The following is a 15,038-nucleotide window of genomic DNA, read 5'->3' on the forward strand; positions in this document are numbered from 1 at the left end:
TGTAGATTCCCGACATGAACGGCCCAGGGTCCGACATGTCGAGGAAAATCAGACGACCATGGGTCGCCGTGGACACCGTCAGTCCAGTGCCTGACCTTCCTGCCAGACCCGGAGAAGCCCATGATCGGAGACATGCAGCACATTGGCGCGGGCACCGGCCGCCAAACGGCCAAGATCCGATCTACCGATCAAGTCCGCAGGCAACCGGGTCGCCATGTCGAAAGCAGCTTGCAAAGGCAGTTGCGCAAATGCAACCACGTTGCGAACCGCGTCCAACAGCTCGAGATGCGCACCGGCGAGCGTTCCATCGGCGAGGGTCAACCGGTTGCCGTCGCGCAAGATCTGCCGTCCGTTCAGCAGGAAGCTGTCGATATCCGATCCGGCGGTCGCCATCGCGTCGCTGACAAGGAAGACACTACCCGGCCCATTTTTTGCCCGGATGGCATTGCGCACTGAAACCGGGTGGACGTGAATTCCATCAGCGATCAGGCCCGCAGACAGCTCGCCAAGCGCCAGCGCAGCGCCTACGACGCCGGGCTCTCGGTTACCCATCTGGCTCTGAGCATTGAACAAATGTGTGACGCAACGCGCCCCGGCCTGAGCCGCTTTCTGACAGGTTTCAAAACTCGCATCCGTATGGCCCAGCGAGACGACGATCCCCGCTTGGGTCATGGCGTGTATCTGATCATCCGTCACGCTTTCCGGCGCCACCGTAACCTTGAGAATCGGCAACCGCGCGACTGTATCCAGCAACAAATCCAGATCAGCCTGCGCCATCGGTCGGATCAGGGCAGCATCATGTGCGCCCTTGCGGGCTTGGGACAGGTGCGGGCCTTCCAGATGAAGCCCGACAATGCCGGCAATACCTTCGTTCACGGCGGCAATCGTGGCCGCGATGGCCCGCCGCGTGACCCCAGGCGTATCCGTGATCAGCGTTGGCAAGATCGACGTTGCTCCGATACGAGCATGCGCCCGCGACATGGTGCGGAGCGTTTCCAGTTCGGGGGCGTTGTTCAGCATTGCCCCGCCGCCGCCATTCACCTGCAGATCGATGAAGCCCGGAACCAGCAGGCCACCGTCCAGCCGCGACACCCTCGCTGTTCCGGGAGTTTCGAAGACAGGCGTCACGCCCTCGATACGCCCTTCCGCGAACAGAAGGGCATGATCCTGCAGGATACCTGCAGGGGTCAGAATGTCCGCGCCCGCCAGAGCCTGCAGTTCGCTGGTCATACGGTTTCCGTCACCTTGTTCAGATGCCGCGGTGCGTCCGGATCGATCCCGCGCGAGGCGGCAAAGGCCTCGACCATCGCGTAGAAGGAGACGATCAGGCTCAGCGGATCAGTCAGGGAATGCCCCGTGCGGACATGCGGAATGCGGGTCGCGGAAGTAACCCTGTCCGTGGTTGCAAAGACCCGTGCACCCTTGGCGCTGATTGCGTCGGCCACCTCCGCCAACGCAGGCTCCGCCGCATCTGCCGCTGCAAAGCTGAGTACCGGAAAGCCGTCCTCGACGATGGACACCGGTCCGTGCAGAACCTCGGCCGAGGAATAGCTTTCAGCGTGCAACTGGCAGGTCTCCTTGAACTTCAGTGCAGCTTCGTTCGATACGGCCAGTGCCTGGCCCCGGCCAAGCGTGAACAAGGACGGGTGAGCACCGATTGCGTCACGCACTTCGGGCCAATCGATCCGGGCCGCCTGATCCAACTGCTCGGGCAGGTCGCGCAACGCGGCCAGCAACGCCGCATCCTGCCCCCACTCTGCCAACAGCCACAAGCCGGCCACCGCCGAAGTGACGAAGGTCTTGGTGGCCGCAACACTCAGTTCGGGGCCCGCCTGTATTTCTATGGCGTGATCGCTGACTTCGGCCAACGGTGAAGCCGCGTCGTTGGTCAACGCTACTGTCAATGCGCCGTCGCGCCGGGCATTGCGGGCCATGGCCACGATGTCGGGGCTTTTGCCGGATTGCGACACCGACAGGCACATCGCCTGGCGCATGCGCAGAACCGAGTCGTAGATCGATCCGATCGACGGCCCGACCGAGGCCACCGGCACACCCAACAGGATTTCCGAGGCGTATTTGAGATAGGTGCAGACGTGATCGGAAGACCCGCGTGCGACCGTCACGACAAATGTAGGGTCCAGTTCGCGGGCAACCGAGGCGACCGCCTCAATATCTGCCTGACCCCGGCTCAGAAGCCGCTCTACGGCCACGGGGATTTCATCAATTTCCCGGCGCATCCGGGTGATCTGCTGTTGCATGATGTGTCCTAGCTGTTGGCCAACCGCAACTCGGCGACAAAATCATAGGCGTCGCCGCGATAGATCGACCGAGTGAATTCAACGACCCGCCGGTTGGACAGGTATGATGTTCGAACGATGCGCAGCCCGGCCGCACCGGGTTCGACCCCAAGCAAACCCGCGTCGGCGATGTCCAGATTGATCGCCGAAATCCGCTGGAGCGCCCGTACCGGCCGGTTTCCATCCCGTTCCAGGACTTCGTACAATGAGGCTTCGACCTCCTGCGGGCGCGGCAGAATGTCGATCGGCAGCGAGGCCCGTTCGATAGCCATGGGCCGATCATTGGCCATACGCAGGCGCGAGATGCGCGCAACCGCTTCGCCCGAGGACAGGGCCAGCGCCATCACCTCCTCGGGCGACGGAGTGTGCACGCCGCGCTCAAGCCACTCGCTTGAGGATTCAAGACCGCGTCGATTCATGTCCTCGGTGAACGAGGTCAACCGTGACAGAGATTGCTCGACCCGAGGCGTGCCGTCGGCCACGAAACTGCCCGAGCCCTGGCGCTGAATGACGATTCCCCGATCTACCAGATCCTGCATCGCCCGACGCACGGTGACGCGGGAAAGGCCCGTCAGGTTTGCGATCTCGCGTTCGGCCGGCAGCGGTGCACTTTCCGCCAACAGACCGTTCTCGATGCCCTCTTCGATCCGCTTGCGCAACCGAACGTACCGCGGCCCAACGGCCCGCTGCATCCAGTCACCGGTCCTGAGGAAGGTTTCGATCGTTTCGGCGGTCATGCTGCCCCCAATCTGGCGCGCTCGGCCAGCTGTGCGGCGAGCTGCAGCGCCCCGTCAAGGGCGGTGCCCGCAGGTTCGATCATCGCGCTCTGCACCTCGGTGGAAAGATAGGCGATGTAATGCGATGCCACCCCGCCTACTACACAGACCGGCTCGGCATCATCGCGACCAAGGGCCTGAAGCCCTGCAGCGACATAGTCGGCGCCCTCGCGCATCAGGGCCACGGCCACCACATCGCCTTTTTGAGCCGCCGCAATGATTTCGGGTGCGAAGTCTGCGATTTTGGCCGGCCGTGCCTGCCCCGCAAATCGCACGATCTGCATCGGGTCTTCGTCAAAACGTCTGCGTATGGACCGCGTCAGCGCGCTGTCGGGGATTATTCCGTCCGCTGCAAGCAACACCCGCCGCAGCAGTTGCTGTCCTAGCCAATACCCGGACGCATCATCACCGATGAGCGCCCCATATCCGCCAATCAACCGGATTTCGCCATCGCTTTGCCGCGCCAGGAACGATCCAGTGCCGATCCCGATCAAACATCCATCGACCGGCCCCAAAGCTCCAACCACGGCCGAGCGGCGGTCATCCTCGACCTGCACAATGCGCGATGGCAGGTGCCGTGCGATTTCAGCGCCTGTGTCCGCGTCTGTCACGCCAGCCAGCCCTGCGTAGATCGGAATCCCGGTCAAAGCCGCTTCGGGCATCGCAGCACGCTCGGCCAGAGCCCGCAGCCCGGCATTCAGCGTTGAGATAGCCGCCGCACGATCGGAATAGACATTGGCACTTCCCAGAACCAGATCATGCCGCCCGGTGGGGCCGGCCATGGCAAACCGGCAGCGTGTACCGCCACCGTCAATTGCAATGAGATATGGGAGGGACTCATCCATATAGATACCTTTACAATACCTTTTGGCTGAAAAAAAGACCTCTTGTGGCCAAGACTCGCTATTTTTTGCGCTTTTTGGCGGGTATTTGGTGAATTGAAACGAATGGTAGACAAAAGGTATTATATAGGTATTATCTTTGGTGCCAAAGGGGAATCACATGACGCCGCAAATGCTGCCGCAAACCGAAATGCTGCGCGACGAATCCGAGGGGCTGGACCTGCGCCCGGACACCGAAGTTCTGCGCCTGCTGCTGGATGCGCAGAAAGCCGCGCTGAACGGGCTGGATGCTTGCCTTCCGGATATCTCGAAAGGTGCGGCATTGATGGCAGAAACCATCCGCGCCGGCGGGCGGCTCTATTATGCCGCCGCCGGGTCGTCCGGGCTGATGGGCTTGGCCGATGGGGCGGAAATACCGGGAACATTCGGCCTGTCGCCAGATTCGATCGCCATCTGCATGGCCGGCGGCATACCGACCGGGGCAGAGATGCCGGGCCACACCGAAGATGACACTCGGACGGCCGAAATCGCCGCCGCCGACCTCCGCCCCACGGACACGGTGATCGCGATATCCGCCAGCGGCACCACGCCTTACCCGTTGGCCTTTGCCGGAATTGCAAGGTCCCGCGGCGCCAAAACCATCTGCATTGCCAACAACGCCGACGCTTTGCTGTTCGAGCACGCCGATTGCGCAATTTGCCTGAACACCCCGCCCGAAGTCATTGCCGGATCGACCCGACTGGGCGCCGCAACCGCGCAAAAGGCGGCGCTCAACATGCTCTCGACCCTCATGGGTGTCAGGTTGGGCCATGTGCATGACGGCATGATGGTCAACGTGGTGGCCGACAATGCCAAGCTGCGTCAGCGCGCAGAAGGAATCATCCGGAACATAACCGGCGCCACACCTCAGCACGCCGCTGATGCCCTGGATCGTGCCGAAGGCAACCTGAAGCTTGCCGTACTTTTGGCCGCCGGTGCCGCAACACCGGCGCAGGCCAGTGAACTGCTGACGGCATCGGGCGGCCATCTGCGCCCTGCGTTGGACCAGATTTGAACCAAGAAGAAGACCAAAAGGGAGAATACATCATGAGAACAACCACACTGACCGCCGTGCTGCTGGCGTCATCGGCCCTGGCCGGTGCGGCAATGGCCGAAACCACGCTGACCATCGAAAGCTGGCGCAACGACGACCTGGCCCTGTGGCAGGAAAAGATCATCCCGGCCTTTGAGGCCAAGCATCCCGACATCAAGATCAAGTTCACCCCATCGGCCCCGGCGGAATACAACGCCGCCCTGAATGCCAAACTGGATGCCGGCTCGGCCGGAGACCTGATTACCTGTCGCCCCTTCGACACCTCACTTGGCCTGTACGAGGCGGGCAAGCTGGCCGATCTTTCTGATCTGGAAGGCATGGCGAATTTCTCGGACGTCGCCAAATCAGCGTGGCAGACCGATGACGGCTCGGCCACCTTCTGCGTGCCAATGGCCTCGGTGATCCACGGGTTCATCTACAACAAGGACGCGTTCGACGAACTGGGCCTGTCGGTTCCGGAAACCGAAGCCGAGTTCTTTGCCGTTCTGGACAAGATCAAGGAAGACGGCACCTATATCCCCATGGCCATGGGCACCAATGACCAATGGGAAGCGGCCACCATGGGTTACAACAACATCGGGCCGAACTACTGGAAGGGCGAAGAAGGTCGCCTCGCCTTGATCGAAGGTTCTCAGAAACTGACGGACGAGCCGTGGGTCGCCCCCTACCGCCAGCTGGCCAAATGGGGCGCCTATCTGGGCGACGGGTTCGAAGCGCAGACCTATCCCGACAGCCAGAACCTGTTCACGCTGGGCCGCGCCGCCATCTATCCGGCCGGCAGCTGGGAGATCAGCGGCTTCAACAACCTGGCCGAATTCGAAATGGGCGCCTTCAAGCCGCCGGTCCAGAATGCCGGGGACGAGTGCTATATCTCGGATCACACCGACATCGCCATTGGTCTGAACGCGGCGTCGCCCAACGCCGATGCAGCACGCACCTTCCTGAACTGGGTCGGTTCCGAGGAATTCGCGCAGATCTATGCAAACGCCCTGCCCGGCTTCTTCTCTCTCTCCAGCTTCGATGTAGCGATGGAGGACCCATTGGCACAGGAATTCGTCAGCTGGCGGAACGAGTGCAACTCGACCATCCGGTCCACCTATCAGATCCTGTCGCGTGGAACGCCCAACCTTGAGAACGAGACCTGGAACGCATCGGCTCAGGTGATCAAGGGTGAGGAATCGCCAGAGGACGCCGGCAAGCGCCTGCAGGACGGGTTGGCCAGCTGGTACGCCCCGCACCAGTAACCCGTCTATCGTGACACAAACGGCTCTGGCCAGGCGGCCAGAGCCACCCTGAGCTTTCGAGGAACAACATGGGCAATCGCCGGATCAAATGGCACATCGTGGTGTTTCTGGCACCCGCAGTGCTGGTCTACTCGGCCGTCATGGTCTTTCCGCTGTTCAACACGCTGCGGCTGGCACTGTACACTGAGGTCGATCAGGCCCGTGTGTTCGTAGGCCTGGACAACTTCCGCACCCTGTTCGGCGACCCGATTTGGTCGGATGCGTTCTGGAACGCACTGGGCAACAATTTCTGGTTCTTCTTCATTCACATGCTGGTGCAGAATCCGATCGGGATCGCACTGGCGGCAATCCTCAGCCACCCACGCCTGCGCTTTGCTGCGTTTTATCGATCGGCCATCTTCATCCCGACGATCCTGTCCTTCGTGATCGTTGGCTTCGCCTGGAAGCTGATCCTGTCGCCGATCTGGGGCATCGCCCCCGATATGCTGGCCGCGGTGGGACTCAAATCTCTGTTCGCGCCTTGGCTGGGCAAAGAAGAATACGCGCTGACCACGCTGGCCCTGATTTCGGTCTGGCAGTTCGTGGGCATTCCGATGATGTTGATCTATGCCGCCCTGCTGTCGATCCCCGAAGAGATCCTCGAGGCTGCCGAAGTCGAAGGCATCACCGGCATGTCCGCCTTCTGGAAGATCAAGCTGCCGCTGATCCTGCCTTCTATCGGCATCATCTCGATCCTGACATTTGTCGGCAATTTCAATGCGTTCGATCTGATCTACGCATCCCAGGGCGCTCTGGCGGGGCCGGACTTCTCGACCGACATCCTTGGCACGTTCATGTACCGGACCTTCTTCGGGTTCCAATTGCAACTCGGTGACCCGCATATGGGATCGGCCATCGCAACGGGCATGTTCGCCATCATCCTGACAGGGGTCTGCATCTATCTGTTCCTGATCCAGACCCGCATCCGCCGGTATCAGTTCTGAGGGGCCCGAAGAGCATGAACAAAGCCCGCAGAAACCCCTTCAACATCGCCGCCATGCATGGCGCGCTGATCCTCTATACGCTGATCGCCCTGTTTCCGGTCTTCGTGATCGTGATCAACAGCTTCAAATCGCGAAAGGCGATCTTCCGTGAACCGTTGGCGCTGCCGGATGCCGACTCGTTCTCGATGATCGGATACCAGACGGTGATGAAACAGGGCGACTTCTTCCTGTATTTCCAGAATTCGATGATTGTCACCGTCGTGTCGCTGTTCCTGATCCTGCTGTTCGGTGCAATGGCGGCTTTCGCGCTCAGCGAATACCGGTTCAAGGGCAACACGCTGATGGGCCTGTACCTTGCGTTGGGCATCATGATTCCAATCCGCATCGGCACGGTTGCGATCCTGGACATGATGGTGGCGACCGGTCTGGTCAACACGCTGATGGCGCTGATCCTCGTCTACACCGCACAGGGCCTGCCGCTGGCCGTATTCATCCTGTCCGAATTCATGCGGCAAGTCAGCGACGACCTCAAGAATGCAGGCCGCATCGACGGGCTGAGCGAATATACCATCTTCTTCCGCCTTGTTCTGCCGCTGGTACGTCCGGCGATGGCGACCGTGGCCGTGTTCAACATGATACCTATCTGGAACGATCTTTGGTTCCCGCTGATCCTGGCCCCGGCCGAAGAGACCAAGACCCTGACCCTCGGTAGCCAGGTCTTCATCGGGCAGTTCGTCACCGACTGGAACGCGGTGCTTTCCGCGCTCAGCATGGCGATCCTGCCGGTCATGGTTCTGTATGTCATCTTCTCGCGGCAACTGATCCGCGGGATCACTTCGGGGGCGGTCAAATGATCCGGGTTCTGATCGCAGGTTTGGGCAACATGGGTCTCAGCCACGCGCTGGCGCATCATCACCATCCCGACGCCCAGATCGTGGGTCTGGTGAACCGATCCGGGACAGTGGATCACCCGGATTTGCAGGGGTATCCGGTCTTCACTGATTTCCATACGGCGCTTGCGGACACCAACCCTGATCTGGCCGTGATTGCCACCTATTCCGACAGCCATGCCGATTATGCCTGTGCCGCAATGGACGCCGGTGCGCATGTGTTCGTCGAGAAACCCTTGGCCACCACCGTCGCGGACGCACGCCGTGTCGTCGAGAAGGCCACTGAAGCCAACCGCAAGCTGGTGGTTGGGTACATTCTTCGGCATCACCCGTCGTGGATGCGGCTGATATCCGAGGCGCGCGACTTGGGCGGCCCCTATGTCTTTCGCCTGAACCTGAACCAGCAGTCCGACGGCCCGACATGGGAGACGCACAAGGCGCTGATGCAAACCACCTCACCCATCGTGGACTGCGGTGTGCATTACGTCGACGTCATGTGCCAGATTACCGATTCCCGGCCCGTTCGGGTCAACGGCATGGGCCTGCGATTGTCGGACGAGATCGCGCCCGACATGTACAATTACGGCCAGTTCCAGGTGGTGTTCGAAGATGGCTCGGTTGGTTGGTATGAGGCCGGTTGGGGTCCGATGATGTCCGAAACGGCGTTCTTCGTGAAGGACATCGTTTCACCCAATGGCGCGGCTTCCATTACCGAAGGCAACAAGGGCGCATCCGACGATGTTGACGGCCACACGAAGGTGGGGGGAATTCTTGTGCACAAAGCCAGCGGCGACACCCTGATCGAGATGGATGGCGAACCCGGCCACCAGGAACTGTGCGACGCGGAACAAGCCTACATGCTGCAAACCATCGCGCAGGACATCGACCTGACCCGCCACATGAATGACGCGGTGCAATCCCTGCGGATCTGCCTTGCCGCCGACCAAAGCATTCGATCCGGCCAGCCGGTCGACCTGAAGGAGACGTGACGTGACCGCCCTGAAACTGACCAATGTGTGCAAGTCCTTCGGACAGGTGAACGTGCTGAAAAACATCGACCTGACCGTCGAGGAAAACGAATTCGTGGTCTTTGTAGGCCCCTCGGGATGCGGCAAGTCCACCCTGCTGCGCGTGATCGCGGGGCTTGAAGAGGCGACCTCGGGAACGGTCGAAATCGATGGCCAGACCGTCAACGAGGTCCCACCCGCCAAGCGCGGCATTGCAATGGTGTTCCAGTCCTATGCGCTGTATCCGCATCTGACTGTTCGGGGGAACATGGAACTGGGCTTGAAGCAGGCCGGGCATCCCAAGGACGAAATCGCGCGCCGCATCACCGAAGCCAGCCGCATGTTGTCACTGGATCCCTATCTTGAACGTCGCCCGGCCGAGTTGTCCGGCGGTCAGCGCCAGCGCGTCGCGATTGGCCGCGCGATCGTGCGGAACCCCAAACTGTTCCTGTTCGATGAACCGCTGTCGAACCTGGATGCCGCGTTGCGCCTGAACACCCGGGTCGAAATCGCAAACCTGCACCGCCAGATCGACGCCAGCATGATCTACGTGACCCACGACCAGACCGAGGCGATGACTTTGGCGGACAAGATCGTCGTGTTGCGGGACGGCCGAGTCGAACAGATCGGCAGCCCGATGGAGCTGTACAACAACCCCGCCAACCGGTTCGTGGCCGAGTTCATCGGATCTCCCGCGATGAATTTCGTGCCCGCCGATCGGGTCGGTGGATCTGGCCGGCAACTCATCGGCATTCGCCCTGAATACGCTCGCCTTGGGCAGTCGGGTCCGCTTTCAGGCACAGTCGTTCACGTGGAAAACCTTGGCGCAGATACCAACGTGTTGGTCGATATCGGTACCGAAAAGCCTTTTACCGTTCGGGCCTTTGGTCAGCATCAGGTGTCCCCGGGGACGCAGGTCGGCATCGACTATGATCCGGCCAATGCACTGACGTTCGGAGAGGACGGGTTGCGGGCTTGACCGGGCGCGTTTAGCGCCCCCAGTTGTCGGCCGGGTCGCTGTCGGCATAGTCGCGCAGCTGCGGAATGTCCGAGATTTCGGCATGGTTGCGGTTGATCTTCACCCCAACCGCCTTGAGCCGCGAAAACGCACGGCTCAGGCTTTCGGGTTTCATGCCCAGACGCCCGGCGATCAGCATCTTGTCATAGGGCAGCTCGACTTCGCAGGCGCCTTCGTCGCAGTCACACAGGTTCAGCAGGAACTCGGCCACCCGCTGCGCCCCGGTTTGGGCCTTAAGCTGTTCCAGCTGCGACACCAGCGAATGCAAATGTGTGAAGGTCGAAGCCAGGATCGAGATCCCGATCTCGGGATCGGTCTTCATCAAGGAAATCAGCACCGGGCTGGGAATGTGCATGATCTCGCAGGCCGAGACCGCCTCGGCCGAAACCGGATAGGGCACGTTGCGCAGCGCCACCGCCTCGCCGAAACTTTCGCCGCGGGTGAAAACGCTGACCACGGCCTCGGCCCCGGTGGGCGACATGCGGAACAGCTTGACCCATCCGGCCAGCACCACATGCACGGCCTGGGCGCTTTCTTCCTGCACAAAGATCGTCTCGCCACGGTCATACTGGCGCCAGATCGCGTGGCTCAGCAGGGTTTCGACATGCTGATCCGGCAGGCTTTTGAGCAGCAGCGACTGCCGCGCAATGGCTTTTTGTGCTTCATGCGCCACGAAGGCATCCCCTTTCGTCCGGCCGAAATCCCGGCCCATCCATCCCTGCGCCAGCCTATGCCAAACCCGCGCGCCGCGCACCACCCTTTTCCTGGCGTCGCTTGACTATTGTCATGTTCCCGGCGTGCGCGCACCCATAGTCTGCCCGCCAACAGCCAGTTTTCCGGGGAGATCGAGACATGGATTACGAGCATTTCTTCAGCCAGAGCCTCAGCGACCTGAAGGCCGAGGGCAACTATCGTGTCTTCATCGACCTGCAGCGCAAATGCGGCGCCTTTCCCAATGCCCGCCAGACCGATGGCGCGGCGGCACGGGACGTGCGCATCTGGTGTTCGAACGACTATCTGGGCATGGGCCAGCACCCGTCGGTTCTGGCGGCGATGCATGATGCGCTGGACCGCTGCGGCGCCGGTGCGGGCGGCACCCGCAACATTTCCGGCACCACCCATGACCACGTCCTGTTGGAACACGAACTGGCCGACCTGCACGGGAAAGAGGCGGCGCTGCTGTTCACCTCCGGCTACGTCTCGAACTGGGCGGCGCTGGGGACGCTGGCGGCAAAGATCCCCGGCCTGATCGTGTTCTCGGACGCGCTGAACCATGCCTCGATGATCGAGGGCATCCGCCATTCGCGGGCGCAGAAGGTGATCTGGAAGCACAACGATCTGGACGACCTGCGCGCCAAGCTGGCCGCCGCCGACCCCGAGGCGCCCAAGATGATCGCCTTTGAATCGGTCTATTCGATGGACGGCGACATCGCTCCGATCAAGGAAATCTGCGACCTGGCCGATGAATTCGGCGCCATGACCTATCTGGACGAGGTCCATGCCGTCGGCCTCTATGGTCCCCGCGGCGGCGGCATCGCCGAGCGCGAGGGTCTGATGCACCGTCTGACCGTGATCGAGGGCACGCTGGGCAAGGCCTTCGGCGTGGTGGGCGGCTATATCGCCGCGTCGGCCGCGCTGTGCGACTTCGTGCGCAGCTTTGCCAGCGGCTTCATCTTCACCACCGCCCTGCCCCCGGCGATCGCCGCCGGGGCGGCGGCCTCGATCCGGCATCTGAAACAATCGAATGCGGAACGCGACCTGCAGAAGGCGCGCGTGGCCCAGGTGCGCGCCCGGCTCGACACCGAGGGCATCCCGCATCTGCCCAACCCCAGCCACATCATCCCGGTGATGGTGGGCGACCCGGTCAAGTGCAAGTTCATCTCGGACACGCTGCTGGAAGAGTTCGGCATCTACATCCAGCCGATCAACTATCCCACCGTGCCCAAAGGAACCGAGCGGCTGCGCATCACGCCCTCACCCGTGCACACCGATGCCGATATCGACCATCTGGTCGGCGCGCTCTCGGCTTTGTGGCAACGGTGCCAGATCGCCCGGATGCCGATGGCCGCGCAATAGAATTCTGTCCCTGAACTGGCAAGCCGCCGTGCCCCTGTGCGCGGCGGTTCTTTTTGCCTCAGACCAAGTAGAGCGCGAAGATCAATGCCGCAAAGGCGCTCAGCACCAGCGTGAAGCCCCGCAGCCAGGCCGGGCTGCGTTCAAGATCGAGATACCGCGCCAGGATGATGCGGGCCTTGAACAAGGCCAGCAGCAGGATGCCGCCCCCTACCAGCCGGGGCTCAATGGGCACGAGGGTCAGCAGGGCCGAGGCCAGGCTGAGCGCGATCAGGCCGGCCCAGGCGCAGGTCAGGCGATCCGCGCGGGTGTATCGGGCAAAGAAAAACCTCGGCATCGCGTCACCCCAACAGGTAGATCACCGGAAACAGCAGGATCCAGACCAGATCGACCATGTGCCAGAATTGACCACCAGCCTCGATGTTGCGGGGATCGTCGCGCCAGGCGACCAGCAGCAGAATGGCGACCCCGGCCAGCACATGCGCGGCATGGAACCCGGTGAGAAGGTAGTAGAACAGGAAAAACGGGTGGGTCTCGTAGCTGATGCCTTGCGCGGCCTTGCCGGCATATTCCGCGCCCTTGATGATCAGGAAAATCACGCCCAGCAGGGCCGCGCCGATCAGGGACAGCCGCGCGGCGCCGCGGCGCGCTGCCTGTCGCCAGCGCAGGGCCCGCGCCGCCAGAAAACCCGAGGTGACCAGAACCCCGGTGTTGAGCGCGGCGCCGGTGCGGTAGAGATGTGATTGCGCCTCGGCAAAGCCTGTCGGGTCGGTCAGGCGGACACCCATGAAGGCGATCAGCCCAGCCCCGAACACCAGCAGTTCCGAGACGATCAGAACCCACATCAGCAATTCGCCGGGCAGCTCGTCGATCAGGGACGTATCGCTCATGCGCCGACCAGTTGGCGATAGATCTGCGGCAGGGCCATGGTCAGGCGGTTGGGGTCGGGGATCACCGCAAACCCGCCCTGCCCGAACATGCGCGGGAACCAGCTTTTGCCGGTCTTGTCGATGGTGACGCCAAAGACCGACTGCCCCGCCCGTCGCGCCTCGCGCACGGCCATGCAGGTGTCTTCGATGCCGTGGCGGCCCTCGTAGTGGTCGAGATCATTGGGCTTGCCATCGGTGATCACCAGCAGCAGCCGGCGTTTGCGCGCCTGCGCTGACAGATCGGCCGAGGCATGACGAATCGCCGCCCCCAGCCGCGTGTAATGACCCGGCCGCAGCGACGCGATGCGCTGCTCGACGGTGGCGGTCATGGGCTCATTGAACATTTTGCAGCGCTGCACATAGACCCGCTGGCGTTTCAGCGAACTGAAGGCGTGGATGGCAAAATCGTCGCCGCAGGCGTTCAGACCCCAGGCCAGCGCCGCCAGTGCCTCGCGTTCGATGTCGATCACCGCACGCCCCGCGACCGCGCTTTCGGTCGAGCGGCTTATGTCCAGCAGGATCGACACCGCCAAGTCGCGCGCCTCGGGCCGGGATTGCATCCAGATGCGCTCGTTGCCCTCGCCATTGGCGTGGCGGTCCACGGCGCTGCGCACGGCGGCCTCGATGTCCAGCTGGTCGCCGTCCAGATGGCCGCGGGTCATCACCCGGCCCGGGCGCAGCGCCTCGAACTGGCGTTTGACGGCGCGGATGCGGCGGGCGGTGGCCGGGTCCTTGCCGAACTCGGCGGCATCCTCGCGGATCTCGGCATCCGAGGTCAGAACGTTGACGTGATCGGGCAGATACTGCCCCGTGCGCACATCCCATTCCGGGTACAGCACACGCCCCGAAAGGCGCTCGCGGTTCACGTCCTCGGGCGCGAGATCGAGATGCAGCTTCAGCCGCGTCGGCGGCGCCTTCGATATCTGACCCAGCCCGATCTCGTCCTGATCATCGGCGGCCTTTTTCGCGTTGTCCGGATCGTCATCGTCGATACGACGGTTGAGGTTCAGGAATTCGGCCCAGCTGAGGATCGCTTCGAACTTGTGCAGGATCAGACTGTCCTGCCGCTCGGCCTGGTCGGATTTGCGACGGCGGGCGCGGTGGGTCTTTTCGCCCGATTCCTCGGGTGGGCCGTCGGTATCGCGGCTTTCGACCTCGGTGTGTTCGGAAAAGGCGACAGCGCGCAGTTCGGGCCACAGGGGCACCGGGCGAAACGGCTGGTACCCGCGCGGGGCGGCCACATCGTCGCTTAGGGCGTCATATGCCTGGGCGCGGGCGGACAGCGGGGCGGGGTCGCCCAGAATCCGGCGGATCAGGCCCTCGACGGCGGCCTCGGCCGGGGGCAGGCCGGGCAGGTCGCGCTGATACAGCACGCCCTTGCACAGCTCGGTGTAAAGCGGGCGCAGGCCCGACGCGTCCTCGAGCGTTGCGGCGACCATCGCGCGGGCCGCCTGCAGGGCGCGCAGATCGGCGCGCAGGGGGTCTTCCTCGTCGATGCGGGTTCCGGCATGGGCGGCCACCGCCGCCAGCCAGACATAAAGCGCACCATTGGCTTCGCGTGCGGGAAACACCGCCAGCCGGTCAGGCAGGCGCAGGACCTCGCCGTCGAAACTGGCGCGCGGGATCAGCTCGGCCTCGGTGGCCAGCTTGCGCCGCCAGCCCAGCCGGTGGCGCGAGAGCTCGGGCGACACCGGGCGCAGTTCGACGCCCGGACTGCCCCCAAGCCCCCGGAAAAGAACGGCCAGCCGCCCCGCGACCTGCGACAGGTCGACCGCGGCTCCTTCGTGCACCTCTGGTGCATCAAGGCGGCTGGCAAGGGTGTGCCACAGTTTCCCGATGGTTTCTTCGGGTTCCCATGGCTCAAAGTCGATCCTGACCATCGCCGG

Annotated in this window: 15 protein-coding genes; 7 read left to right on the plus strand and 8 right to left on the minus strand. The window is 62.7% G+C overall.

Annotated features, from left to right (window positions below):
• Window positions 1-78 precede the first annotated feature (78 nt).
• From nagA to ACR0EF_RS13980, 4 genes are read right to left on the minus strand one after another with little or no spacing between them, the layout of a single operon-like run.
• On the minus strand, window positions 79-1,230 hold the full coding sequence (gene nagA, locus ACR0EF_RS13965; protein ID WP_170371948.1) for an N-acetylglucosamine-6-phosphate deacetylase: 1,152 nt from the start codon (window positions 1,228-1,230) through the stop codon (window positions 79-81).
• Complete coding sequence (locus ACR0EF_RS13970; protein WP_170371946.1) at window positions 1,227-2,258, minus strand: SIS domain-containing protein; 1,032 nt, start codon at window positions 2,256-2,258, stop codon at window positions 1,227-1,229. The genes nagA and ACR0EF_RS13970 overlap by 4 nt, the downstream gene beginning before the upstream one ends.
• A gap of 8 nt (window positions 2,259-2,266) precedes the next feature.
• On the minus strand, window positions 2,267-3,034 hold the full coding sequence (locus ACR0EF_RS13975) for a GntR family transcriptional regulator (protein ID WP_170367411.1): 768 nt from the start codon (window positions 3,032-3,034) through the stop codon (window positions 2,267-2,269).
• Window positions 3,031-3,918: a glucosamine kinase nucleotide-binding domain-containing protein gene (locus tag ACR0EF_RS13980; RefSeq protein WP_170372724.1), complete on the minus strand. Its 888-nt coding sequence runs from the start codon at window positions 3,916-3,918 to the stop codon at window positions 3,031-3,033. The genes ACR0EF_RS13975 and ACR0EF_RS13980 overlap by 4 nt, the downstream gene beginning before the upstream one ends.
• 157 nt (window positions 3,919-4,075) lie before the next feature.
• On the opposite strand from ACR0EF_RS13980, the gene ACR0EF_RS13985 reads away from it, so the two are divergent.
• The 6 genes from ACR0EF_RS13985 to ACR0EF_RS14010 all read left to right on the plus strand — a co-directional run bounded on the left by ACR0EF_RS13985 (window position 4,076) and on the right by ACR0EF_RS14010 (window position 10,111).
• A complete protein-coding gene (locus ACR0EF_RS13985; protein WP_254438867.1) occupies window positions 4,076-4,969 on the plus strand; it encodes an N-acetylmuramic acid 6-phosphate etherase in 894 nt (297 codons plus the stop codon).
• Window positions 4,970-5,001: 32 nt separating this feature from the next.
• Window positions 5,002-6,252, plus strand: coding sequence for an ABC transporter substrate-binding protein (locus ACR0EF_RS13990; RefSeq protein WP_170372722.1), 1,251 nt, complete (start codon window positions 5,002-5,004; stop codon window positions 6,250-6,252).
• Between the two features lie 68 nt (window positions 6,253-6,320).
• Window positions 6,321-7,235, plus strand: coding sequence for a carbohydrate ABC transporter permease (locus ACR0EF_RS13995; RefSeq protein ID WP_093963180.1), 915 nt, complete (start codon window positions 6,321-6,323; stop codon window positions 7,233-7,235).
• Window positions 7,236-7,249: 14 nt separating this feature from the next.
• Window positions 7,250-8,089: a carbohydrate ABC transporter permease gene (locus tag ACR0EF_RS14000; protein ID WP_170341791.1), complete on the plus strand. Its 840-nt coding sequence runs from the start codon at window positions 7,250-7,252 to the stop codon at window positions 8,087-8,089.
• Complete coding sequence (locus tag ACR0EF_RS14005) at window positions 8,086-9,114, plus strand: Gfo/Idh/MocA family protein (RefSeq protein ID WP_170341174.1); 1,029 nt, start codon at window positions 8,086-8,088, stop codon at window positions 9,112-9,114. Before ACR0EF_RS14000 ends, ACR0EF_RS14005 begins: the two co-directional genes overlap by 4 nt.
• Window position 9,115: 1 nt before the next feature.
• Window positions 9,116-10,111 carry an ABC transporter ATP-binding protein gene (locus ACR0EF_RS14010; RefSeq protein ID WP_170341172.1) on the plus strand — a complete coding sequence of 332 codons (996 nt, stop codon included), beginning with the start codon at window positions 9,116-9,118 and terminating at the stop codon, window positions 10,109-10,111.
• 10 nt (window positions 10,112-10,121) lie between these two features.
• Here the strand turns inward: ACR0EF_RS14010 and ACR0EF_RS14015 are convergent, their stop codons facing one another.
• Window positions 10,122-10,823 (minus strand): Crp/Fnr family transcriptional regulator, encoded by a 702-nt coding sequence (locus tag ACR0EF_RS14015; protein ID WP_093963736.1) that lies wholly within the window; start codon window positions 10,821-10,823, stop codon window positions 10,122-10,124.
• Between the two features lie 179 nt (window positions 10,824-11,002).
• Here ACR0EF_RS14015 and hemA point away from each other — a divergent pair, with 179 nt between their 5' ends.
• The gene (hemA, locus tag ACR0EF_RS14020; protein WP_170372720.1) at window positions 11,003-12,226 is read left to right on the plus strand and encodes a 5-aminolevulinate synthase; all 1,224 of its coding nucleotides are present in this window, start codon (window positions 11,003-11,005) and stop codon (window positions 12,224-12,226) included.
• A gap of 58 nt (window positions 12,227-12,284) precedes the next feature.
• Here hemA and ACR0EF_RS14025 read toward each other — a convergent pair whose 3' ends face one another.
• From ACR0EF_RS14025 to ACR0EF_RS14035, 3 genes are read right to left on the minus strand one after another with little or no spacing between them, the layout of a single operon-like run.
• Window positions 12,285-12,560: a cytochrome C oxidase subunit IV family protein gene (locus ACR0EF_RS14025; protein ID WP_170371938.1), complete on the minus strand. Its 276-nt coding sequence runs from the start codon at window positions 12,558-12,560 to the stop codon at window positions 12,285-12,287.
• Window positions 12,561-12,564: 4 nt separating this feature from the next.
• On the minus strand, window positions 12,565-13,113 hold the full coding sequence (locus tag ACR0EF_RS14030; RefSeq protein WP_170371936.1) for a cytochrome c oxidase subunit 3: 549 nt from the start codon (window positions 13,111-13,113) through the stop codon (window positions 12,565-12,567).
• The gene (locus ACR0EF_RS14035) at window positions 13,110-15,032 is read right to left on the minus strand and encodes a nitric oxide reductase activation protein NorD (protein ID WP_170372718.1); all 1,923 of its coding nucleotides are present in this window, start codon (window positions 15,030-15,032) and stop codon (window positions 13,110-13,112) included. The genes ACR0EF_RS14030 and ACR0EF_RS14035 overlap by 4 nt, the downstream gene beginning before the upstream one ends.
• Window positions 15,033-15,038: the final 6 nt, after the last annotated feature.

This window comes from Ruegeria sp. CG8, from assembly GCF_056537165.1.